This is a genomic window from Pseudomonas indica NBRC 103045 (assembly GCF_002091635.1).
Lineage (GTDB): Bacteria > Pseudomonadota > Gammaproteobacteria > Pseudomonadales > Pseudomonadaceae > Pseudomonas_M > Pseudomonas_M indica.
The window spans coordinates 1-23,127 of the sequence record NZ_BDAC01000016.1 but is presented as its reverse complement, the minus strand read 5'-3'; the positions used below and the strand labels follow the sequence as shown (position 1 = coordinate 23,127).

The window sequence follows — 23,127 nt, the reverse complement described above, 5'->3', positions numbered from 1 at the left end:
CTCAAATGATAGTTAATATCATTTGGCGCGTTCCCGGCTGGCGACGGCGGGGCGCTGCCGGGGTTTCCTGCCGTTCGCAACGCTCCCGATCCTCCCGCCATGCCAGTCCTTTCGATCTGCGGGAGATACGAGATGCAGCCGCGCTTCACATTCAGCTCACTGACCCTGGCCATGCTGGTCGCCACGTCACCCTTGGCTCTGGCCGACGAGGCGGCGGACGAGGGCGTCCTCAAGCTGAATGACGCCTGGGTGCTGGGCACGGCCGAGGAAGAGCTGAAGCAGGCACCCGGCGTATCCATCATCACGGCGGAAGATATCGCCAGGCAACCGCCGACCAACGACCTCTCCGAGATCATCCGCCGCCAGCCGGGCGTCAACCTGACCGGCAACAGCACCAGCGGCAACCGGGGCAACAACCGCCAGATCGACCTGCGCGGCATGGGGCCGGAAAACACCCTGATCCTCATCGACGGCAAGCCGTCCGCCTCGCGCAACGCGGTGCGCTACGGCTGGAACGGCGACCGCGATACCCGTGGCGAGACCAACTGGGTGCCAGCCGAGCAGGTCGAGCGCATCGAGATTCTTCGCGGCCCGGCCGCGGCGCGCTATGGCTCCGGCGCCATGGGCGGGGTGATCAACATCATCACCAAGCGCCCGTCGGACAAGCTGAGCGGTTCGCTGACCGCCTACACCTCGCTGCCGGAAGACGACGCCGAAGGCATGACCAGGCGCACCAACTTCAGTCTCAGCGGACCGCTCGGCGAGCCGTTCGCCTTCCGCGTCTACGGCGGTTTCAGCAAGACCGACGCCGACGACGCCGACATCAACGCCTCGCACCAGGCCAGCGACGGCACCCTGGTAGCCGGCCGCGAAGGCGTGCGCAACAAGGACATCGACGGCCTGCTCGGTTGGCAGCTCAGCCCCGAGCACAGCCTCGAACTGGAGGCCGGCTACAGCCGCCAGGGCAATATCTATTCGGGCGACACCATGCTCAACAACGGGGGCGGCAACATCCCCTTCATCGACAGCCTGTATGGCCAGGAAACCAACGTCCTGCAACGTACCCACTACGCGCTGACCCACACCGGCCTGTTCGACTGGGGCAGTTCCAAGGCCTCGCTGAGCTACGACTACACCCGCAACTGGCGCCTCAACGAGGGCTTGGCCGGCGGCCCGGAAGGCGCGCCCAGCGAAGGGGCGGGGGCCTTCACCTCGCGGCTGCGCAACACCCGCGCCAGCGCCGAGGTCAACCTGCCGCTGAGTGCTGGCTTCGAGCAGGTGCTCACCCTCGGCGGCGAATACCTCTACGAGTCGCTCAACGACCCGGGCTCGCTGCGGGCGCAGAGCTGGGACACCGACGCCATCGAGGGCTTCAGCCGGGGCGATACCAAGACCACTGCGCGCAGCTACGCGCTGTTCGCCGAGGACAACATCGAAGTGGACGACAGGACCACCGTCACCCCCGGCCTGCGCTTCGACGACCATGAAGAGTTCGGCGGCAACTGGAGCCCGAGCCTCAACGCCTCGCACGAACTGACCGACGAGCTGACCCTGAAAGGCGGCATCGCCCGCGCCTACAAGACGCCGAACCTCTATCAGTCCAACCCCAACTATTTGCTATACAGCCGCGGCAACGGCTGCAATGCCGGCGAGACCAACAGCGGCGGCTGCTACCTGGTGGGCAATGCGAACCTGGAACCGGAAACCAGCGTGAACAAGGAAATCGGCCTGGCGCTGGACAAGGGCACCTGGCGAACCAGCGCGACCTACTTCCGCAACGACTACCGCAACAAGATCGTCGCCAGCAACGAGTACCTCTATCGCTTGGGCAACGGTCGCCGCGTACTGCAATGGACCAATACCGACGAGGCGGTGGTGGAGGGTATCGAGGGCAACCTGTTCGTCGAACTGACTCCGCAGCTCGACTGGAACACTAACCTCACCTACATGATCAAGTCCGAGGACAAGGAAACCGGCGAGCCGCTCAGCATCATCCCCGAGTACACCGTCAACACCACGCTGGACTGGCAGGCCAGCGAGCAGCTCTCGTTCCAGGTCAACGCCACCTATTACGGCAAGCAGGAGGCGCCGTCGCTCAACCTGCGCACCGGCCAGGAATACGACGACGAGGCGCAGAAGGACGTCGATCCCTACGGCCTGGTGGGTGTCAGCGCTGGCTATGCGTTCAGCAAGAACCTCAGCCTGCGGGTCGGCGTGAACAACCTGTTCGACAAGCGAATCTATCGCGAAGGCAATGCCAGCGACGCCGGCGCCTACACCTACAACGAGCCGGGGCGTGCCTATTTCGCCTCCATCACCACCTCGTTCTGACCGCTTGCCCGGTACCGACGGCGTCACGGGAGTCCGCTTCCGTGGCGCCGTTTCATGAGGGATGCCCATGACTCCACCCTATCTGCGTTGCCTGGCCTGGCTCGGCCTGCTGCTGGCTTCGACGGCCTCGGCGCGGCCCGACTCCGATGCCGTCCTCGGCGAAACACTGGTTGAGCGCGGCTCGGCGTTCTACCGCTTCGAACACTTCGAGCTGGACTCGCGCGATAGCCAGCGCCACTACCGGGTCCGTCTGGCGATACCGCGTCGTCCGCCGCCCGCCGATGGTTATCCGGCCCTCTACCTGCTCGACGGCAACGCCGCCTTGCAGGCCCTGCGCGAGGACTGGCTGGCCGAGCTGGATGCCGCCGAACCGCCGCTGCTGGTGTTGATCGGCCCGGCGAGCGACCGCCGCCTGGACCTGCCGGCACGGACGCGCGATTACACGCCGGGCTGGCCGGACGGCCGTCCGTTGCAGCGCTACGGCGAGCATGACGGCGGCGGTTCGTCGGCCTTCCGTGAGCTGCTGGAGCAACGCATCCGACCGGCCGTGGCGGCGCGCCAACCGCTGGATGCGTCGCGCCAGGCGATCTGGGGACACTCCTTCGGCGGGCTGTTCGTCCTCGACACGCTGTTCGCTGCACCCACGAGTTTCCAGACTTACATCGCCGCCAGCCCGTCGCTGTGGTGGCAGCCCGGTCTGCTCGCCGAGCTGGAGCGGAGCTATCGCGGAGGTGCCCAGGCGAACCTGCTGTTGCTCAGGGGGAGCGAGGAGGGGACGGCGACGCGGGACGCGGCTGGGGATTCGTCGCGTGCGCGTGCCATGGCCACGCTGTCGGACGATGCACTCCAGCGCCTGGCCGAACGTCTGGGTGGGCACGACGGGCTGGAGGTCACCTACCGAGAGTTGCCCGGCCTCGGCCATGGCCCGATGCTGGCGGCCTCGCTGCATCTGGCGCTGCGTCTGGCGGCCGGGTTGCCGATCCGGGATTGATGCACCCGCTTGGGAACTCAGTGCGCCGCGCCGCCCTGCATGCCCTTGGGGAGCGGCCGGGTCAGCAGCACGGCGAGCATGCTGATGCCCAGGGCGATGCCGATGAAGTGGAAGGCATCGTTGTAGGCCATGATCGTCGCCTGCTGGTGGACGATCTCGCTCAGCTTGCCCAGCGCCGCCTGCTCGCTGCCGAGGGTGTTGGTGAGTTGGCTCAGGCGTTCGGCCACCTGGGGATTGGTCGGCACGATGGATTCGCGCAGGTAGTCGAAATAGATCTTGGCGCGGGCATCCAGCAGGGTGGCGAGGAGGGCGATGCCGATGGCGCCGCCCAGGTTGCGCAGGATGTTGAACAGGCTGGAGGCCGATCCGGCGTCCTGGGGCAGGATGTAGGCGGTGGCGATCAGTGAAATGGTCACCATCACCAGCGGCTGGCCCAGCGCGCGGATGATCTGGATGTGCTGGAACTGCGGCCCGGCGAAGTCCGGGTTGAGCACGCCGGAGGCGAAGCTGGCGAGCCCGAACAGACCGAAGCCGAGCCCGCAGAGCAGCTTGGGCGAGATCACTTTCATCAGCTTGGGCACCAGCGGGATGAGAAACAGCTGGGGGATACCCATCCACATGATCACTTCGCCGATCTGCAGCGCGTTGTAGCCTTGGATCTGGGCGAGGTAGAGCGGCAACACGTAGATCGAGCCGTAGAGACCCATGCCCAGGCCGATGCTGGAAATGCTCGATAGGCCGAAATTGCGGTTGCGCAGGATGCCCAGGTTGATCAGCGGATTGGGCCGCGATACTTGCAGGATGACGAAGAGGATCAGGCTGACCAGGGCGATGCTGCCGAGGCTGACGATCAGGTTGGATTCCAGCCAGTCCTTGCGGTGGCCTTCTTCGAGGAAGACTTGCAGGCAGCCGAGGCCCAGGCCGAGGGTGACGATGCCGGCGTAGTCGGTACTTTTCAGCAATTCCCAGTGCGGTGCCTTCTTTTCCAGCCCGTAGAGCAGGCCGGCGATCATTAGCAGGCCCGGCGGCACGTTGATATAGAAGATGTATTCCCAGCCGAAGTTTTCCGTCAGCCAACCGCCCAGGGTCGGGCCGATGGACGGGGCGAAGGTGGCGGTGATGGCGAACAGCGCCATGCCCTTGGCGCGGTGATGTTCCGGCAGCTTGATCAGGGTGAGGGTAAAGGCCAGGGGGATCAGCGCGCCGCCGGTGAAGCCCTGCAGGGCGCGGAACACGATCATGCTCTCCAGGCTCCAGGCCAGGGAGCAGAGCAGCGATGAAGCGAGGAACCCCAGGGAAACCCAGAGCGCCAGGCGGCGGGCCGAGAGCAGCTGCACCAGCCAGGCGGTGAGCGGGATCATGATGATCTCGGCCACCAGGTAGGAGGTGGAAATCCAGGAGCCTTCCTCCAGGGTGGCGGACAGCGCGCCCTGGATGTCCTTGAGCGACGAGTTGGTGATCTGGATGTCCAGCACTGCCATGAAGGCGCCGAGCATGGCGCTCATCACGGCGATCCAGTCGCGGCGACTGGGCTCGTTGGTGGGACGTATCAGCGCGTCAGCTGCCACGCTGCTCGTCCTTCAATTCCACCTTCACTTCCACCGACATGCCGGGGCGGATCTTACCTTTCAGCGGGTTGTCGGCAGCGAAGGTCAGCTTGACCGGGATGCGCTGCACCACCTTGGTGAAGTTGCCGGTGGCGTTGTCCGGCGGCAGCAGGCTGAACTGGGCGCCGGAGGCGGCGAACAGGCTCTGCACGGTGCCTTCGATGGGCGTGTCGGGGAAGCTGTCGAAGAGCAGCTCGGCCTTCTGGCCCGGCTGCATCCGGCCAATCTGGGTTTCCTTGAAGTTGGCCTGGACCCAGATGTCGTCGTCCGGCACCAGCGACAGCAGGTGGGCGCCGACCTGTACGTACTGGCCCGAGCGCGCGGCACGCTGGCCGACCAGGCCGCCGACCGGGGCGCGGATTTCTGTGCGGGTCAGGTTCAATTCAGCCTGGGCCACGTCGGCACGGGCATTGGCGATCTGCGCCTCCAGCCGGCGGATGTCGGCGTTCAGGGCTTCGATCTGCTGGCGTTGGGCCTTGAGGTCGGCTTCCGCCTTGGCCAGCTGCGAGCGGGCGACGCGTGCGTCGGCGGACAGGGTGGTGACGCGCTCTTCGGAGACATAGCCGGGCTTGCGCAGGGTCTGGGCGCGCGACAGGTCGATCTGGGTGCGGCCGAGGGTCGCCTGGTTGGCGGCCACGTCCGCCTCGCTGGCGGCGATCAGGCTGGCCTGCTGCTCGAGCTTGCTGCGCGCCTGCGCCAGTTCCGCCTCGCGCGTCGCCAGGGTGGCGCGGGCTCGCTCGACGGCCAGTCGGAAGTCCTCCGCTTCCAGTACCACCAGCAGGTCGCCCTGGTTCACGTGCTGGTTGTCTTCCACCAGGACCTTTTCGATACGTGCGCCGAGTTGGCTGGAAATGCGTGTGATCTCGCCCTGCACATAAGCGTTGTCGGTGGTTTCGACGAACCGGCCGACGAACAGCCAGTGCAGGAAGAAGGCCCCGGCGACCAGCGCCAGGACGAGCAGGAAAACGAACAGGCGTCGTTGCAGTTGGGCAGGCATGGAAATGCTCATGAGCGGGGCAGAATTTCGGAAATCTAGCAGTGTTCCCTACTCGCTTATAGCCGGTACACTTCAGAAACTTTGTTGCTTATGGGGAACAATAATGGGGTTGGATGACGCGCTGATCTTTACCCGGGTGGTGGAGTGCCACAGCTTTACCCAGGCGGCGCAAAGCCTGGGCATGCAGAAGTCCACGGTGAGCCGGCGCATCGCCTTGCTGGAAGAACGCCTGGGGGTGCGCTTGCTCAACCGCACCACGCGCAAGCTGCGTCTGACCGAGGTCGGCCAGGCCTATTACGACCGCTGCCGGCAGATCATGCTGGATTTCGCCGAGGCCGAGCAGGCGGTCATGCAGTTGCAGCAGGAACCGTCGGGCCTGCTGCGGATCACCGCGCCGATCGAGTTCGGCCAGTTGCTGCTGGGGCGGGTCCTGGGCGAGTTCATGCGCCAATACCCGCAGATCACTGCCGAGGTGGAGCTGACCTCGCGCTACGTCGATCCGGTGGAGGAGGGCGTGGATATAGCCATCATGGTCGGCCAGCCGCAGGATTCCACGCTGATCGGCCGCAAGCTGTTCGAGACCGCCCGGCGCCTGTGCGCCAGTCCCGGCTATCTGGCCGCCCACGGTACGCCGCGCACGGTACAGGACCTGGCCAACCACCGGGCGATCCTGCTGCCCCACGACTCGCCGCGTTACTGGCCGGTGCAGGGGGAGAGCGTCCCCTGCCAGCGCGTGCTCTCCTGCAACAACATCACCTTTGCCCGGGAGGCCGCGATGGCCGGGGCGGGGATCGCGGGGTTGCCGTTGCTGATCACCGAACAGGCGGTGCGCAGCGGGCGTCTGGTGGAGCTGCTGCCCGAGGCGCGGCTGCCGGTCGGCGAGCTGTACGCGGTCTATCCGTCACGGCGTTTCCAGGCCATGAAGGTGAAGGCGTTCCTCGATTTCCTCATGGGCAACCTGCGGATCGAAGGCGGCCACTACGCTGGAGCCCACGGCAGTGCCCCTGTTAACATCGCCGCTTTGATCGATCCCTCTGTTCGAGAGCTTCCATGACCACCGTTCGTACCCGCATCGCGCCGTCGCCCACCGGCGACCCGCACGTCGGCACCGCCTATATCGCCCTGTTCAACCTCTGCTTCGCCCGTCAGCACGGTGGCCAGTTCATCCTGCGCATCGAAGACACCGATCAGTTGCGTTCGACCCGCGAGTCCGAACAGCAGATCTTCGATGCGTTGCGCTGGCTCGGCATCGAGTGGGACGAAGGCCCGGACGTCGGCGGCCCGCATGGTCCCTACCGGCAGAGCGAGCGGGGCGAGATTTACCAGAAGTACTCGAAGGAGTTGGTGGAGAAGGGCCATGCCTTCCACTGCTTCTGCACCCCCGAGCGCCTCGATGCGCTGCGCGCCGAGCAGATGGAGCGCAAGGAAACCCCGCGCTACGACGGCCATTGCATGCACCTGTCCGCCGAGGAGGTGAACCGCCGCCTGGCGGCCGGCGAGTCCAACGTGGTGCGCATGAAAGTCCCGACCGAGGGCGTCTGCGTGGTGCCGGACATGCTCCGCGGCGACGTGGAGATCCCGTGGGACCGCATGGATATGCAGGTGCTGATGAAGGCCGATGGCCTGCCGACCTACTTCCTGGCCAACGTGGTGGACGACCACCTGATGGGGATCACCCATGTGTTGCGCGGCGAGGAATGGCTGCCTTCGGCACCGAAGCTGATCAAGCTCTACGAATACTTCGGCTGGGAGCAGCCCAAGCTCTGCTACATGCCGCTGCTGCGTAATCCGGACAAGAGCAAGCTGTCCAAGCGCAAGAACCCGACTTCGATCACTTTCTACGAGCGCATGGGCTTCCTGCCCCAGGCGATGCTCAACTACCTGGGCCGGATGGGCTGGTCGATGCCGGACGAGCGCGAGAAGTTCAGCCTCGCCGAGATGATCGAGCATTTCGATATCCAGCGGGTTTCCCTGGGCGGGCCGATCTTCGACCTGGAGAAACTGTCCTGGTTGAACGGTCAGTGGCTGCGTGAGCTGAGCGTCGAGGATTTCGCCGCCGAAGTGCAGAAGTGGGCGTTGAACCCCGAGTATCTGATGAAGATCGCTCCGCACGTCCAGGGGCGGGTGGAGACCTTCAGCCATATCGCCCCGCTGGCCAGCTTCTTCTTCGCCGGCAGCGTGCCGCTGGATGCCCGGCTGTTCGAGCACAAGAAGCTGTCGCCCGACCAGGTGCGCCAGGTGATGCAGTTGATCCTCTGGAAGCTGGAAGCCCTGCGCCAGTGGGAGAAGGACCGGATCACCAGCTGCATCCAGGCGGTGGTCGAGCACCTCGAGCTGAAGCTGCGCGACGCCATGCCGCTGATGTTCGCTGCCATTACCGGGCAGGCCAGTTCCGTTTCGGTGCTGGATGCGATGGAAATCCTTGGGCCGGACCTGACCCGCTTCCGCCTGCGCCAGGCCATCGAACTGCTCGGTGGTGTGTCGAAGAAAGAGAACAAGGAGTGGGAGAAGCTGTTGGCTGCCATCGGCTGATGCCACGGTAGACCGCAGTCACCGATGGAAGGAGAGGGCGGAGCTGACTCTTTTTCCGTCGGTGCTCTTAAGTAATTGTTCTAATGGCAAAAAATTTTCGGGATCGGAAAAAAATCTGTTGACAGCCCAGGGGAGCCCCCCTAATATGCGCCCCGTCCTCGAGACGGGGCTATAGCTCAGCTGGGAGAGCGCTTGCATGGCATGCAAGAGGTCGACGGTTCGATCCCGTCTAGCTCCACCACTTTCCTTCGGGAGAGTGCCACGGTCAGCCTGAAGGTTGATTGGTTTTGAAGGTTTCGTCCCCTTCGTCTAGTGGCCTAGGACACCGCCCTTTCACGGCGGTAACAGGGGTTCGAGTCCCCTAGGGGACGCCATATTCCAGCAGTGTTGCTACGGTAGCGCGAGTCGCGAGACGTTAAATTCGGGGCTATAGCTCAGCTGGGAGAGCGCTTGCATGGCATGCAAGAGGTCGACGGTTCGATCCCGTCTAGCTCCACCAATCCACGGCAAGGCCGACTGATTATGCCGGTCTTGTTCATCGAAGGTTTCGTCCCCTTCGTCTAGTGGCCTAGGACACCGCCCTTTCACGGCGGTAACAGGGGTTCGAGTCCCCTAGGGGACGCCACTTTTCCAACCCGCAATGCGGGCTTTTAAAGGGTCATCCGGTCAGGGTGGCCCTTTTGTTTTTTCTCCTGTTTTATCCGGCGACGAATGGCGTTCCCCAAAGGCTTGCTAAAATTTATTACGAGCATAATATTTCAGGTGTAATATTTTGGAGCCTCACCCATGAACGACAAAAAAGCCCAGACCCGCGAACGCATCCTGTCCGCCGCCAGTGCCGCGCTTACTCGGCGTGGCCCGGCCGAACCCAGCGTAGGGGACGTGATGGGCGCGGCCGGTTTGACCGTCGGTGGCTTCTACGCGCACTTCGAAAGCAAGGATGCGCTGATGCTGGAGGCCTTCAGCCAGACGCTCCGGCGGCGGCGTGCCCTGATGGGTGAGCTGGACCGGAGCTTGCCGGCATCCGAGCGGCGTGCCCTGGCGGCGGCGTTCTATCTCTCACGCAAGCACCGCGATGCGGAAACCGGTGAGGCGTGTCCGCTTCCCAGTTCGCTGGCCGAGTTGGCGCATATGCCGGAAGGCTTTCGCGCCGTATTGGCCGAGCATCTGGAGTTGGTCATGGCGGAACTCGCCGACAGCCCGGAGGAGGCCGACAAGGTCCTGGCGGACATGGCGTTGATGGTGGGTGGTTTGGTGCTGGCACGGGCGCTGGGGCGGGGCGAGATGTCCGACCGGGTACTGCGGGCCGCGAAATCGGCAGTGATTTGAGCCCGGGAAGGCTCGGTTTCATACCGGGTGCCCGCTGGGCGCCCATCCAGGCGGTAGCGCTGTCCGCCGTTAATCGATGAGGGTCTTGTGATGAGCAGCTTGAACTGGGTTCGCGGTATCAACGCCACCTTGGGTTGGGTGGCTCCGCATGCGGTGGCGAGCAAAATGCGTCGCGAGTTCATGACGCCCCGCGATCTGCCTCCGCGGAGTTGGGAGCTGCCGCTGCTGGGCAGTGCGGAACGCATAACGCTGCGCTTTGGCCTGTCCGCGCTGCGCTGGGGAAGCGGGCCCGCCGTCTTGCTGATGCATGGCTGGGAAGGGCGGCCGACGCAGTTCGCCGCGCTGATCGAGGCGCTGATCCGGGCCGGTTACGCCGTGGTTGCGCTGGATGGACCGGCCCATGGACGCTCGCCGGGGCAGGAGGCCAGTGTGGTCCTGTTCGCTCGCGCTGTGCTCGAAGCGGCCGGGGAGCTGCCGCCGCTGAAAGCGGTGATCGGGCATTCCATGGGTGGTGCCAGTGTGCTGCTCGCAACCCAGCTGGGGTTGCGTAGCGAGGCGGTGGTGACCATCGGGACGCCTAGCCGGATATTGACCGTGCTGCGCCAGTTCGCCCGCTTCATGGCTCTGCCGCCCTTGGCTCGGGCGCACTTCGTCCGGCTGGTCGAGCAACACGCCGGTATGCCGGCCGCGCACTTGGACGTGACGCGCTATCAGTTGGATATGCGAGGCCTGGTGATCCATGCGGCCGACGACACCATGGTGCCGGCGAGCGAAGCGGAGCGAATCCACGAAAACTGGTTCGACAGTCGTCTGCTGTTGCTGGAGTCGGGTGGGCATCACCGGGTTCTTGGCGATCCCCGCGTAGTGAGCGCGGTCATGGAGCTGCTGGAAGAGCAAGCTGGTGCTCGAGGGACGGCGCTGCGTCAGGATGCGTTCTTCCAGGCGAGGTAAACGTGTCGCCGGACTCAGCTGCGATCGCCTCGGCGAGATGGTCCACGAACCCCCGGGTCTTCATCGGCAGGAAGCGTGCGTGCGGATAGACGGCGAAGACCCCGCTTTCCGCCACTGACCACTCGGGTAGCACTTGGACCAGTCGGCCGGCCTGCAGGTCGTCGTCGCTTGGTCTCGGGCGCGGCAAGCGCCTAGAATGGCCGGCCGAACCCGGGAGTGCCTGTTCCAGCGGTGCGCTCCCCGGCCATAGCCACCAGCCGGAGCGGTGAAATGAACTGGGATCTTGCTAACCCCTTCGTGATCGATATCCGTGTCGAAACGGACGACATCGATGGCCTCGGACATGCCAATAACGCGGTCTACGTCAGTTGGCTGGAGCGTTGCGCATGGCGTCATTCCCAGAGCCTGGGGCTGGACCTGAGCGAATATCGCCGATTGGATCGCGCCATGGCGGTGGTGCGCCATGAGATCGACTACCTGGCCGCCGCCTACGAAGGGGACGAGCTGCAACTGGCCACCTGGATCGTCGAGTCGGACCAGCGCGTGAAGATGCAGCGGCGTTTCCAGTTGGTGCGGCCGGCCGATGCGGCGACTCTGCTGCGCGCATCGACCACCTTCGTTTGCATCGAACTGTCCAGTGGCAAGCCCAAGCGCATGCCGGTGGAGTTCGTCGAGGGTTATGGACAGGCGTTGATCCAGCCATATCCGTTGGAACTCTAAGGCTCATTCGGAAGCCGGAGAGAGAAACAGACCGGAGGCATCTTGCATGATCCGGTACGCCCGGGTTTGTCCCGGTGCGAACAGGGCGGACTGTGGGCGGCTGGGCGAAGCTGCCTCGAGACAGGGGCCGGAGCTGGCCTGAGTGACCGCCAGCGAGACTTCTCCCGCTGCGACCTGCAGTACCGCCCGCTCTCCGGGGCCTAGCTGGGCGGCCAGCCTGTTCTGCACATACAGCTCGATGTCGCAGGCATTTGCTGACGAGCTGTCGCGTTCGACGATCAGCCGTGCGCTGCTGTCCGGAGTAATGGATTCGCCGCCGGCAATGCCGGTGGTGAACAGGGGCAGTATCAGGGCGGCGAAGGATGCGATAGCTCTCATGACGTGTTTCCGTAGCCTTTTATGAGCAGACCGCGTCGACTCGGTGAAGCTCCGCAGCCATCCCGCCGGCCGGGATTTGCGCGTCCCGGCGATCGCCGTAAACTACGCGCCTTTTTCTTCCGAGAAGCCTGAATGCAGATCGCTCTGGCGCCCATGGAGGGGCTGGTCGACGAGATTCTTCGCGATGTCCTGACCCGTGTCGGCGGCATCGATTGGTGCGTGACCGAATTCATCCGAGTCTGCGACCGCCTGCTGCCTGCCGCCCATTTCCATAAGCTGGCTCCGGAGCTGGCGGTCGGATCGCGCACCCGTGCCGGCACGCCCATGCGCGTGCAACTGCTCGGCTCCGATCCGGTGTGCCTGGCTGAAAACGCCGCCTTTGCCTGCGAGCTGGGCGCGCCGGTGATAGACCTCAATTTCGGCTGCCCGGCAAAGACGGTGAACCGCTCGCGGGGTGGGGCAGTGCTGCTCAAGGAGCCCGAGCTGCTCCATGCGATTATCTCCGAGGTCCGGCGAGCGGTGCCGCGGGAGTTTCCGGTCACGGCGAAGATGCGCCTGGGTTTCGACAGCCCGGACGGGGCGCTGGACTGCGCGCGGGCCCTGGCTGATGGCGGCGCGGCGCAGATCGTGGTGCACGCCCGGACCAAGGCGGAGGGCTACCGGCCGCCGGCCCACTGGGAGTGGGTGGCGCGGGTCCAGGAAGCGGTCAAGGTGCCGGTGTTCGCCAACGGCGAAATCTGGAGCCTGGACGACTGGCGGCGTTGCCGTGAGGTGAGCGGCGTCGATGACGTCATGCTCGGCCGGGGCCTGGTATCCCGCCCGGACCTGGCCCGGCAGATCGCTGCCGTACGAGCAGGGCAGGTGCCCTGGGAAATGACCTGGGGCGAATTGCTGCCGTTGTTGCGTGACTTCTGGCTGCAGGCCCGGCGCAAGCTGTCGCCACGCTACGCGCCGGGGCGCCTGAAGCAGTGGTTGGCCATGCTGACCCGCAGCTACCCGGAGGCGGTGGTGCTGTTCGCCGAAGTTCGCCGGGAAAGCGATTGTGCGCGCATCGATGCCTTGCTGGGCATCTCCGATCCGCTCGCAGGCCTGGCGACGGCGGTGTGACCCTCAGCGGCCTCCGCTGACGTCGAGCAGGGTGCCGGTGGTATAGGACGCCTCGTCGCCAGCCAGCCAGAGAATGGCCCGGGCCACCTCCTCGGGATCGCCGCCGCGCCCCAGCGGCACGCTGGACTTGAGCCGCTCGATGCGTCCCGGTTCGCCGCCGCTGGCATGGATATCGGTGTGGATGAGGCCGGGGCGCACCCCGTTCACCCGGATGCCCTCCGCCGCGACCTCCTTGGCCAGGCCGATGGTCAGGCTGTCGATGGCGCCCTTGGCGGCGGCGTAGTCGATGTACTCGTTGGGCGCACCGAGACGGGCAGCCATCGAGGAGAGATTGACGATGGCGCCGCCCTGGCCGCCATGGCGGGTGGACATGCGCTTTACCGCCTCGCGGGCGCAGAGGAAGCTGCCGATCACGTTGGCGCCGAAGACACGCTGCAGGCGCGCGGCGTCCATCTGCTCCAGCCGTGCCTGGGGCTCCAGCAGGCCGGCATTGTTGACCAGCACGTCCAGGCGGCCGAAGGCCTGGTCCAGGCGCTCGAAGAGACGCATCACCTGTTCCTCGTCCGCGACATCGGCGGCCACGGCAATCGCCTCGGTCCCCGAGGCTTCGAGCTGGCGCAGCAGCGCCTCGGCCGCTTCGCGGCGTTCCCGGTAATTGAGGCACAGCGCATAGCCCTGTGCGGCGGCGAGGCGGGCGGTGGCGGCGCCGATGCCCCGGCTCGCCCCTGTGATCAGCATGACTTTCGACATAAACCCCTCGTTGTGCGGATGCCCTTGAAATCCATTCGGCTGTCCCTATCTAGGACCATGCGGGATGCCGCTAGCGGGTCCCGCAAGTAACCACTCGCTGAAATCAGGAGATTAGTTATGAGCACTGCATTTTCCATGGCTCCGTTGTTCCGTCAGTCCATCGGTTTCGACCGGTTCAACGATCTGTTCGAAGCGGCCCTGCGCAATGACGCGGGCAGTTCGTACCCGCCCTACAACATCGAAAAGCACGGTAATGACGAGTACCGCATCGTCGTCGCGGCTGCCGGCTTCCAGGAAGCCGATCTGGAGTTGCAGGTCGAGCGCGGCGTGCTGACGGTCAGTGGCGGCAAGCGCGATCGCAGCGACGAGAACGTCACCTATCTGCACCAGGGCATCGCCCAGCGCGCGTTCAAGCTGTCGTTCCGTCTGGCCGACCACATCGAAGTCAAGAGGGCAGCGCTGGTCAACGGCCTGCTGAACATCGATCTGGTGCGCAATGTGCCCGAAGAAGCCAAGCCGAAGCGCATCCCGATCGGCGGCGAATTGCCGGCTCTGGAACACTGATATTCACCTGTCAAAGGGGCGCCAGCGATGGCGCCCTTTTTCGTTCAGGCTTGCACCGATTGTTCCGGTTTGCGAACCAGCAGGGCGCGGAATTCATTGAGGGGCAAGGGCTTGCTGAACAGGTAGCCCTGGTAGAGATGGCAGCCCTGCTGCTGGAGAAAGTCCAACTGGTCGGCTTGCTCGACGCCTTCGGCGATCATTTCCAGCCCCAGGCTGCGCGCCATGGCCACGATGGCGCGGATGATCTCGGCATCGTTGGGGTCCGTGGTGGCATCGCGGACGAATGACTGGTCGATCTTCAGCACGTCCACCGGCAGCCGTTTGAGGTAGGTCAGCGAGGAATAACCGGTGCCGAAGTCGTCCATCGCGAAGCTGACACCCTGGCGCTTGAGGCGATGCATCTTGGCGATGGTGTCCTCGAGGTTCTGAATCACGATGCCTTCGGTGATTTCCAGGGTCACCATCTGCTTGGGCACGCCACTGCGGGTCAGACAGGTTTCCACCCGCTCGACGAAGTCGTTGTGGCGGAACTGGCGCGGACTGATGTTGATGCAGAGGCTGAAGTCGTCCTCGTCCACCAAGCCATCCTGGAGCAGTTGGGCGCAGATCTGGCTGGCTTCGCTGAGGATCCAGGCGCCGACCTCCAGGATGAGTCCGCTTTCCTCCAGTAGCTGGATGAACAGGGCCGGCGACTGCTGGCCAAGGCTCGGGTGCTGCCAGCGAATCAGGGCTTCGGCGCCGACGATGGCGTTGCTGCGGGCGTCCACCTGCGGTTGGAAATACAGCTCGAATTCGCCACGGGTGACCGCCAGGCGCAGATCGTTCTCCAGGCGCAGCCGCTCGCTGACGGCTTCCTGCATGGTGGTGCGGAACAGCTGAATGGCGTTCCTGCCGGAATCCTTGGCGCGGTAGAGGGCGATGTCGGCGCGCTTGAGCAGGTCTGCGGGCGTCTTGCCGTGGTCGGGAATGAGAGCGATGCCGATGCTTGGCGTGACCTGCAGGCGCTGGCCGTCGAGCAGCATGGGTTCGGCCAGCAGCTTGCGCAGCTTGTCGGCGATCTGGCGCACGTGCCGCGTCACTTCGGAGCGTTTGCCTTCGAGGCCGGAAAGCAGTACGACGAACTCATCGCCTCCCAGCCGGGCCACCGTATCTTCCAGGCGTACGCTGGCTTCCAGTCGCGCCGTGACCATCTTCAGCACGGCATCGCCGACCGGGTGGCCCAGCGAGTCGTTGATGTGCTTGAAGTGATCCAGATCGAGGAACAGCAGGGCACCCCGCAGGTCGTGGCGCTTCAGCAGCGAGATCTGCTGGGTCAGGCGGTCGATCAGCAGGGCTCGGTTGGGCAGGTTGGTCAGCGAGTCGTGATAGGCCAGGTGATGGATCTGCGCCTGCGCGTTTTTCAGTTCGCTGATGTCGCGGGCGGTGAGAAGCAGGCAGTCGGTGCCTTCCAGGTTGATCGGTTCGACCGATACCTCCACGACCCGGACGCTGCCGTCACGGTGCTGGCCGTGCATCTCCAAGTGGTGCACGCGGCCGTCGCGCTGCAGTTTTTCCAGCAGCAAGGCGCGTTCAGTCGGGTCGGCCCAGACATTCATCTCGTAGGCGGTGCGGCCGATCACTTCTTCCGGCCGGTAGCCGGTCAGGCGGGAAAAACCCTCGTTGACCTCGATATAGCGGGCCGTGTCCCGCTCGGTGATGGTGATCGCGTCCGGGCTGGAGTGGAACGCCTTGGCGAATTTCTCTTCGCTGGCCTTGAGCGCGGCTTCGGCGCGCTGATGCTCGGTGATATCGCGAAAGGTGGTGGTGATGCAGGGCTGACGCTCCACGTGGATGAAGCGGGTGGAGACCATGCAGGTCAGCTCGCGGCCATCCTTGGTGCGAAAGCGCGCCTCGACGTTATCCAGGCCCTGCTGCCGGTGCAGTCGTTCGTAGAGCGCGCGGCGCTGCTCCAGGTCGACCCAGAAGCCGATCTCGGGCGCGTTGCGGCCGACGATGTCCTCCGGCTGCCAGCCGAAGGTTTCGCTGAAGCTGGGGTTGATCTCGATGAATTCGCCGTTGCTGAGGCGGGTGACGCAAATGGGTTCCGGGCTGGCCTGGAAGAGGGTGACGAATTTCTCCTCCGAGGCTGCCAGGCGCTGTTCGCGCAGCACCCGTTCGGTGATGTCGATGATGATGCCGGCCATGCGCAGCGGCTGCCCGGCCTCGTCGCGGTAGAGGCGGGCGGTGCTCTCCAGGTGATGCACATCGCCGGCGCTCAGGTTCATCCGGTAGGTGATCTGGTATTCCTGGCGCTTGCCCGCCAGGAGTTCCTTGTAGACCTGGCGCATGAACTCACGGTCTTCCTCCGGAACATGCCGGAAGAACTGGTTGAAGTCGCCGTGGTAGGGCTCCGCCGGTAATCCGTGCAGGTTCGCCGCGCGAGCGGAGCCGTAGAGCATGCCGCTGGGAATGTGCCAGTCCCAGGTGCCCAGGTCGGCGGACTCCAGCGCCAGGGTCAGGCGCTCCTGGCTTTCTTCCAGCGCACTCTCCTGGGCCCGCTGCAGGGTAATGTCGCGGATCACGCCGATCATCATCGGGCGATCACTTTCCGGCTGCAGGCGGCCGCTGATTTCCAGCCAGTGCAGGCTGCCGTCCGGCCAGCGAATACGGTGGCGTAGCGAGTGGGTTTCCGGGGCACCGGTCAGCACCGCCTGGAAGGAGCGCATCACCGCGGCGCGGTCTTCTTCGGGGATCAGGTCGATGTAGTCGACCCGCTGGCTCAATGGGCGCCGCGGGTCCAGCCCGAACAGCGCCTGGGCGCCGCGCGACCAACTGACCTGCCCGTTTTCGATGTCCCACGACCAGGCCCCCAACCGGGCACCGTTCAGTGCGGCGAGCAGGCGTGGCGCGTCTTGCCAGGTCTGTTCGAACTCCGCAGGGTCGAGTGCCGGAATGTAGGGGAGTGGAGGCGTGCGGTCAGTGGGTTTGGCCATCGGTGGCCCATCTGCTGTTCATAGGTATGGCGGCCGATCTGAAACGCTCCGGTCGCCAGCTCGTTCGTCCTGGCTTCACGTTAGCCGTTGCCACTATTCCCATGCAAGGCCGCTGCGCTGCTCATCGAGCAGGGCCATGAAGGCTTTGGCAGCGTTCGACAGGGTCCGTTCCGTGTGCAGGATATAGCCGAGCCGCCGGCTGAGCTGGATGCCCGGCAACGGCAGGCGTGCCACCTGATCGTCCAGCATGGTGCGCGGCAGCACACTCCAGGCCAGTCCGATGGACACCATCATCTTGATGGTCTCCAGGTAGTTGGTGCTCATGGCGATGTTCGGCGTCAGGCCTTCGGCCTCGAACAGCCGCCGTACGATGTGATGGGTGAAGGTGTTGCCGCCGGGAAAGACTGCCGGATGCCGGGCGATATCCGGTAGTCCAATGGCCGAGTTCCGGGCCAGGGGATGTTCCGGCGCCGCGACGAAGTCGAGAGGATCGTCCCAGACCGGCACCGCCTTGACCGTGGCGTGGGTTTCCGGCGCCAGGGTGATCACCGCCAGCTCGGCGCGGCCATGCAGGACTTCTTCATAAGCCACTTCGGAATCGAGGAACTGGATATCCAGGGCCACCTGAGGGTGTGCCCGGGTAAAGGCACGGAGCAGGGGCGGCAGGCGGTGAAGGCCGATGTGGTGACTGGTAGCCAGCGTCAGACGGCCGCCGATCTCGCCGTTCAGGTTGGAAAGCGCCCGGCGGGTGTCGTCCAGTACGCCGAGAATCTGGTAGGCGCGTGGTTGGAGTGCGCGTCCGGCCTCGGTGAGGCTTACCTGGCGGCCGAGGCGGTCGAACAGGCGGACGCCGAGTTGCTGTTCCAACGCCGCGATGCGTTTGCTGACGGCCGGCTGGGTCAGGTGCAGCCGTTCGCCCGCCTCCGAGAAGCTGCCCGTCTCGGCAATGGCGATAAAGGCGTTGAGGCTGGCGAGATCCATGGATGCTCCGGGAGACACAGGTTGAAGGGTATGTGGTGTATTCCGCATGGGAATGCTTTGAATGAAAAATATGAATTTGAGTTATTCAATGCAAGTCCTTAGGATCATCCCCACAAGCCCTGAGGGCATAGAAACACGCTGATGAGGGATAGGCTGATGGCTGGCAAAACGCTCTACGACAAGCTCTGGGACATGCATGAGGTGAAGCGGCGCGACGATGGCTCATCGCTGATCTACATCGATCGCCACATTCTCCATGAGGTGACTTCTCCGCAGGCGTTCGAAGGGCTGCGACTGGCCGGGCGCAAGCCGTGGCGGATCGACGCCAACATCGCCACGCCGGATCACAACGTGCCGACCACCCAGGCGGAGCGCAAGGGTGGCCTCGACGCCATCGCTGACGAAGTCTCGCGCATCCAGGTCCAGACCCTGGACGAGAATTGCGACGATTTCGGCATCCTCGAATTCAAGATGAACGACGTGCGCCAGGGCATCGTCCATGTGGTCGGGCCGGAGCAGGGCGCCACGCTGCCGGGCATGACCGTGGTATGCGGCGACTCGCATACCTCCACGCATGGCGCCTTCGGTGCCCTGGCCCATGGCATCGGCACTTCCGAGGTCGAGCATGTGCTGGCTACCCAGTGCCTGGTGGCGAAGAAGATGAAGAACATGCAGGTGCGCGTCGAGGGCAAGCTGCCGCTCGGCGTCACCGCCAAGGATATCGTCCTGGCCGTTATCGGTCGGATCGGTACCGCCGGTGGCAACGGTCATGCCCTGGAGTTTGCCGGCAGTGCCATCCGTGACCTGTCCATGGAAGGCCGCATGACCATCTGCAACATGGCCATCGAAGCCGGTGCTCGTGTGGGGCTGGTGGCGGTGGACGAGAAGACCATCGCCTACGTCGAAGGTCGTCCCTTCGCGCCCAAGGGGGCGCTCTGGGAACAGGCCGTGGCGCAGTGGCGCGGACTGGTATCCGATCCGGACGCGCATTTCGATACCGTGGTCGAGTTGCGTGCGGAAGACATCAAACCGCAGGTCAGCTGGGGGACGTCGCCGGAAATGGTGGTCGCGGTCGATCAGCGCGTGCCCGACCCCGCTGCCGAGGCCGATCCGGTCAAGCGCGATTCGATTGTCCGTGCCCTGAAATACATGGGCCTGGCGGCCAATCAGCCGATCACCGACATCACGCTGGATCGCGTTTTCATCGGCTCCTGCACCAACTCGCGTATCGAAGACCTGCGTGCCGCGGCGGAAGTCGCCAAGGGCCGCAAGGTCGCTCCGACTGTCAAGCAGGCGCTGGTGGTGCCGGGCTCCGGTCTGGTCAAGGCGCAGGCCGAACAGGAAGGGCTGGACAAGATCTTCATCGAGGCCGGTTTCGAATGGCGTGAGCCGGGCTGCTCGATGTGCCTGGCGATGAACCCGGATCGCCTGGAGAGCGGCGAGCATTGCGCCTCCACCTCCAACCGCAACTTCGAAGGCCGCCAGGGCGCCGGTGGCCGGACCCACCTGGTGAGCCCGGCGATGGCCGCCGCTGCCGCGGTGGCTGGGCATTTCGTCGATGTGCGTGAATTGATGCAGGCCTGAGGAGACCGACATGAAAGCCTTTACCCAACACACTGGTCTCGTCGCACCGCTCGATCGCGCCAACGTCGATACCGATCAGATCATTCCCAAGCAGTTCCTGAAGTCGATCAAGCGCACCGGGTTCGGTCCGAACCTGTTCGACGAATGGCGTTACCTGGATGTCGGCCAGCCCAACCAGGACAACTCCAAGCGTCCGATCAACCCGGACTTCGTGCTGAATTTTCCGCGCTACCAGGGTGCCAGCGTGTTGCTCGCCCGCGAGAACTTCGGCTGTGGTTCGTCCCGTGAGCATGCGCCTTGGGCCCTGGACGAGTACGGCTTCCGCGCGATCATCGCGCCGAGCTTCGCCGACATCTTCTATAACAACAGCTTCAAGAACGGCCTGCTGCCGATCATCCTCGCCGAGAGCGACGTGGACGAGCTGTTCCAGCAATGCGAGGCCACAGAGGGCTATCGGTTGACCGTGGACCTCGCGGCGCAGACCGTGACGCGCCCGGACGGCAAGCAGTACGCCTTCGAGGTCGACGCTTTCCGCAAACACTGCCTGCTCAATGGTCTGGACGATATCGGCCTTACCTTGCAGGATGCCGATGCGATCAAGGGCTTCGAGGAAAGTTACCGGCAACGCAGCCCCTGGCTGTTTCGCGAAGCCTGAGGCGAACACCATGAGGCGCTTCCATATTGCGCTGGCGGTGGCCGATCTCGACGCGTCCATCGCCGATTACGATCGTCGCCTTGGCCAGCCCGCGACTGTGGTGGTGCCGGGTAAATACGCCATGTGGCGTACCGGGATACTTAACTTCTCGATCAACCAGATGCCCGAGCGCGCTGGAATGCTGCGCCATGTAGGGTTCGAGGACGACGACGCGGAAGGCTTTACCAGTACGCCGGACGTCAATGGCATCGAGTGGGAACACTTTTCCGCCTGCGAGCAGGATGAGCGCATCGCGGCAATCTATGGAGAGCGGATCGGCGCCTGAGCGTCGGTCCGACCATCAATCGAGAGGATTCAATGAGCAAGCAGATTCTGATTCTTCCCGGCGACGGCATCGGCCCGGAGATCATGGCCGAAGCGGTGAAGGTACTGGAGCTGACCAACGACAAGTTCCAGCTCGGCTTCGAACTGAGCCATGACGTGATTGGCGGCGCCGCTATCGACAAGCACGGCGTACCGTTGGCTGACGAGACGCTGGCCCGTGCCAAGGCGGCCGACGCCGTATTGCTCGGTGCAGTCGGCGGGCCCAAATGGGACAAGCTAGAGCGCGATATCCGTCCTGAGCGCGGCCTGCTGAAGATTCGCTCGGCGCTGGGGCTGTTCGCCAACCTGCGGCCGGCCATTCTCTATCCTCAACTGGCGGAGGCTTCGACGCTCAAGCCGGAAGTGGTTGCGGGCCTGGATATCCTCATCGTCCGCGAGCTGACCGGCGGCATCTATTTTGGCCAGCCGCGCGAAACCCGCGTGCTGGAGAACGGCGAGCGTCAGGCTTTCGATACCTTGCCGTACAGCGAGAGCGAAATTCGCCGCATCGCCCGGGTCGGTTTCGACATGGCGCGTGTGCGCGGCAAGAAACTGTGCTCGGTGGACAAGGCCAACGTATTGGCTTCCAGCCAGTTGTGGCGCGAGGTCGTAGAGGAAGTGGCCAAGGATTATCCGGACGTCGAGTTGAGCCACATGTACGTGGACAACGCCGCCATGCAACTGGTGCGCGCGCCGAAGCAGTTCGACGTGGTGGTCACCGACAACATGTTCGGCGACATTCTGTCGGATGAGGCTTCCATGCTCACCGGTTCTATCGGCATGCTGCCTTCGGCTTCGCTGGATGCGAACAACAAGGGCATGTACGAGCCGTGCCACGGTTCTGCTCCCGACATCGCGGGGCAGGGTATCGCCAACCCGTTGGCGACCATTCTGTCGGTCTCGATGATGCTGCGTTACAGCTTCAGCCAGAGCGATGCAGCCGATGCCATTGAACGTGCGGTCAGCGTGGTGTTGGATCAAGGGCTGCGTACCGGCGACATCTACTCCGAGGGCACCACCAAGGTCGGTACCGTCGGGATGGGCGATGCGGTAGTCGCGGCGCTGCGGAATCTGTAATCTCTTGGGCCCGCCGGTAAGCCGGCGGCCCACTTTTTCTTGAAAGGTGTAGTCGTCATGAAGCGTGTAGGTCTGATCGGTTGGCGCGGCATGGTCGGTTCCGTGCTCATGCAGCGGATGCTGGAAGAGCGGGATTTCGACCTGATCGAGCCGGTGTTCTTTACCACCTCCAACGTCGGTGGGCAGGGGCCTGCCGTGGGCAAGGATATTGCCCCGTTGAAGGATGCCTACAGCATCGATGAGCTGAAAACCCTGGATGTGATCCTGACCTGCCAGGGTGGCGACTACACCAACGAGGTTTTCCCCAAGCTGCGCGAGGCCGGCTGGCAGGGCTATTGGATCGATGCGGCGTCCAGCCTGCGCATGCAGGACGACGCGGTGATCGTCCTCGATCCGGTCAACCGCAAGGTGATCGACCAGTCGCTGAACGACGGCGTGAAGAACTACATCGGGGGCAACTGCACCGTCAGTCTGATGCTGATGGCGCTCGGCGGTCTGTTCGAGGCCGGGCTGGTCGAATGGATGAGTGCCATGACCTACCAGGCGGCATCCGGTGCCGGCGCGCAGAACATGCGCGAGCTGATCAAGCAGATGGGCGCGATCAACGGCTCGGTGGCCGATGACCTGGCCAACCCGGCCAGTGCCATCCTGGATATCGATCGTAAAGTGGCGGAGGCCATGCGCGGCGAAGCGTTCCCTGCCGAGCACTTTGGCGTGCCGCTGGCCGGCAGCCTGATTCCCTGGATCGACAAGGAACTGCCGAACGGCCAGAGCCGCGAAGAGTGGAAAGGCCAGGCCGAAACCAACAAGATTCTCGGCCGCTTCAAGAGCCCGATCCCGGTGGACGGTATCTGCGTCCGTATCGGCGCGATGCGTTGCCACAGCCAGGCGCTGACCATCAAGTTGAACAAGGATGTGCCGATTGCCGACATCGAAGGCATGATCAGCCAGCACAACCCTTGGGTGAAACTGGTGCCGAACCAGCGCGAGATTAGCATGCGCGAACTGACCCCGACTGCTGTAACCGGCACTCTGAGTGTTCCCGTAGGCCGGTTGCGCAAACTGAACATGGGCTCCCAATATCTGGGCGCCTTCACGGTGGGCGACCAGTTGCTCTGGGGTGCGGCGGAACCGCTGCGCCGCATGCTGCGCATCCTGCTGGAGCGGTAATAGATCGCTGAAGCTGCCGGCTGCAAGCGGCTTGACGTTGCAGGGGTGACCCAAGACGCTTGCAGCTT

General features: G+C 64.3%; 19 protein-coding genes, 4 tRNA genes and 1 pseudogene. 18 read left to right on the top strand and 6 right to left on the bottom strand.

The features are described 5' to 3' along the window. Window positions 1-132 precede the first annotated feature (132 nt). Together PIN01S_RS18065 and PIN01S_RS18060 are read left to right on the top strand one after the other, a co-directional pair. Window positions 133-2,331 carry a TonB-dependent siderophore receptor gene (locus PIN01S_RS18065; protein WP_084337519.1) on the top strand — a complete coding sequence of 733 codons (2,199 nt, stop codon included), beginning with the start codon at window positions 133-135 and terminating at the stop codon, window positions 2,329-2,331. Between the two features lie 67 nt (window positions 2,332-2,398). Continuing rightward, window positions 2,399-3,322 (top strand): alpha/beta hydrolase, encoded by a 924-nt coding sequence (locus tag PIN01S_RS18060; protein ID WP_212633067.1) that lies wholly within the window; start codon window positions 2,399-2,401, stop codon window positions 3,320-3,322. 17 nt (window positions 3,323-3,339) lie between these two features. On the opposite strand, the gene PIN01S_RS18055 is transcribed toward PIN01S_RS18060, so the two are convergent. After that, entirely contained in the window at window positions 3,340-4,890 is a 1,551-nt protein-coding gene (locus PIN01S_RS18055; protein WP_084337515.1) for an MDR family MFS transporter, read from the bottom strand. Further along, window positions 4,880-5,926, bottom strand: a complete 1,047-nt coding sequence (locus tag PIN01S_RS18050) for an HlyD family secretion protein (RefSeq protein WP_084337513.1) — start codon at window positions 5,924-5,926, stop codon at window positions 4,880-4,882. Before PIN01S_RS18050 ends, PIN01S_RS18055 begins: the two co-directional genes overlap by 11 nt. 103 nt (window positions 5,927-6,029) lie before the next feature. Between PIN01S_RS18050 and PIN01S_RS18045 the strand changes: the two are divergent. The 9 genes and pseudogenes from PIN01S_RS18045 (at window position 6,030) to PIN01S_RS18000 (ending at window position 11,458) form a co-directional block, all read left to right on the top strand. Next, window positions 6,030-6,951: pseudogene (locus PIN01S_RS18045) on the top strand (LysR family transcriptional regulator). Between the two features lie 25 nt (window positions 6,952-6,976). Continuing rightward, complete coding sequence (gene gltX / locus PIN01S_RS18040; protein ID WP_084337511.1) at window positions 6,977-8,458, top strand: glutamate--tRNA ligase; 1,482 nt, start codon at window positions 6,977-6,979, stop codon at window positions 8,456-8,458. Window positions 8,459-8,623: 165 nt separating this feature from the next. Continuing rightward, a tRNA-Ala gene (locus PIN01S_RS18035) sits at window positions 8,624-8,699 on the top strand. 57 nt (window positions 8,700-8,756) lie between these two features. Then, window positions 8,757-8,832, top strand: a tRNA-Glu gene (locus tag PIN01S_RS18030). 49 nt (window positions 8,833-8,881) lie between these two features. Further along, window positions 8,882-8,957 (top strand) — tRNA-Ala (locus PIN01S_RS18025). 50 nt (window positions 8,958-9,007) lie between these two features. Beyond that, window positions 9,008-9,083, top strand: a tRNA-Glu gene (locus tag PIN01S_RS18020). A 161-nt stretch (window positions 9,084-9,244) separates the two neighbouring features. Continuing rightward, window positions 9,245-9,787 (top strand): TetR/AcrR family transcriptional regulator, encoded by a 543-nt coding sequence (locus PIN01S_RS18015; protein WP_084337509.1) that lies wholly within the window; start codon window positions 9,245-9,247, stop codon window positions 9,785-9,787. Window positions 9,788-9,877: 90 nt separating this feature from the next. Continuing rightward, window positions 9,878-10,738 (top strand): alpha/beta fold hydrolase, encoded by an 861-nt coding sequence (locus PIN01S_RS18010; RefSeq protein ID WP_084337507.1) that lies wholly within the window; start codon window positions 9,878-9,880, stop codon window positions 10,736-10,738. Between the two features lie 270 nt (window positions 10,739-11,008). After that, the gene (locus PIN01S_RS18000) at window positions 11,009-11,458 is read left to right on the top strand and encodes an acyl-CoA thioesterase (RefSeq protein WP_084337503.1); all 450 of its coding nucleotides are present in this window, start codon (window positions 11,009-11,011) and stop codon (window positions 11,456-11,458) included. Between the two features lie 3 nt (window positions 11,459-11,461). On the opposite strand, the gene PIN01S_RS17995 is transcribed toward PIN01S_RS18000, so the two are convergent. Next, the gene (locus PIN01S_RS17995) at window positions 11,462-11,836 is read right to left on the bottom strand and encodes a hypothetical protein (protein ID WP_084337501.1); all 375 of its coding nucleotides are present in this window, start codon (window positions 11,834-11,836) and stop codon (window positions 11,462-11,464) included. A 132-nt stretch (window positions 11,837-11,968) separates the two neighbouring features. On the opposite strand from PIN01S_RS17995, the gene PIN01S_RS17990 reads away from it, so the two are divergent. Then, the gene (locus PIN01S_RS17990) at window positions 11,969-12,943 is read left to right on the top strand and encodes a tRNA dihydrouridine synthase (protein ID WP_084337499.1); all 975 of its coding nucleotides are present in this window, start codon (window positions 11,969-11,971) and stop codon (window positions 12,941-12,943) included. 3 nt (window positions 12,944-12,946) lie between these two features. Here the strand turns inward: PIN01S_RS17990 and PIN01S_RS17985 are convergent, their stop codons facing one another. Then, entirely contained in the window at window positions 12,947-13,693 is a 747-nt protein-coding gene (locus PIN01S_RS17985) for an SDR family oxidoreductase (RefSeq protein WP_084337497.1), read from the bottom strand. Between the two features lie 117 nt (window positions 13,694-13,810). Here PIN01S_RS17985 and PIN01S_RS17980 point away from each other — a divergent pair, with 117 nt between their 5' ends. Continuing rightward, window positions 13,811-14,257, top strand: coding sequence for an Hsp20 family protein (locus PIN01S_RS17980; protein WP_084337495.1), 447 nt, complete (start codon window positions 13,811-13,813; stop codon window positions 14,255-14,257). A gap of 44 nt (window positions 14,258-14,301) precedes the next feature. On the opposite strand, the gene PIN01S_RS17975 is transcribed toward PIN01S_RS17980, so the two are convergent. Continuing rightward, a complete protein-coding gene (locus PIN01S_RS17975) occupies window positions 14,302-17,229 on the bottom strand; it encodes a sensor domain-containing phosphodiesterase (protein WP_084337493.1) in 2,928 nt (975 codons plus the stop codon). Between the two features lie 93 nt (window positions 17,230-17,322). Further along, window positions 17,323-18,210: a LysR family transcriptional regulator gene (locus tag PIN01S_RS17970; protein WP_084337491.1), complete on the bottom strand. Its 888-nt coding sequence runs from the start codon at window positions 18,208-18,210 to the stop codon at window positions 17,323-17,325. 156 nt (window positions 18,211-18,366) lie between these two features. On the opposite strand from PIN01S_RS17970, the gene leuC reads away from it, so the two are divergent. From leuC to asd, 5 genes are read left to right on the top strand one after another with little or no spacing between them, the layout of a single operon-like run. Continuing rightward, on the top strand, window positions 18,367-19,794 hold the full coding sequence (gene leuC / locus PIN01S_RS17965; protein WP_084337489.1) for a 3-isopropylmalate dehydratase large subunit: 1,428 nt from the start codon (window positions 18,367-18,369) through the stop codon (window positions 19,792-19,794). Window positions 19,795-19,804: 10 nt separating this feature from the next. Continuing rightward, window positions 19,805-20,449: a 3-isopropylmalate dehydratase small subunit gene (leuD, locus tag PIN01S_RS17960; RefSeq protein ID WP_084337487.1), complete on the top strand. Its 645-nt coding sequence runs from the start codon at window positions 19,805-19,807 to the stop codon at window positions 20,447-20,449. A 10-nt stretch (window positions 20,450-20,459) separates the two neighbouring features. Next, complete coding sequence (locus tag PIN01S_RS17955; RefSeq protein ID WP_084337485.1) at window positions 20,460-20,774, top strand: VOC family protein; 315 nt, start codon at window positions 20,460-20,462, stop codon at window positions 20,772-20,774. A gap of 32 nt (window positions 20,775-20,806) precedes the next feature. Continuing rightward, entirely contained in the window at window positions 20,807-21,889 is a 1,083-nt protein-coding gene (gene leuB / locus PIN01S_RS17950; RefSeq protein WP_084337484.1) for a 3-isopropylmalate dehydrogenase, read from the top strand. A 57-nt stretch (window positions 21,890-21,946) separates the two neighbouring features. Continuing rightward, entirely contained in the window at window positions 21,947-23,059 is a 1,113-nt protein-coding gene (gene asd, locus PIN01S_RS17945) for an aspartate-semialdehyde dehydrogenase (RefSeq protein WP_084337483.1), read from the top strand. The last annotated feature ends 68 nt before the right edge of the window (window positions 23,060-23,127 follow it).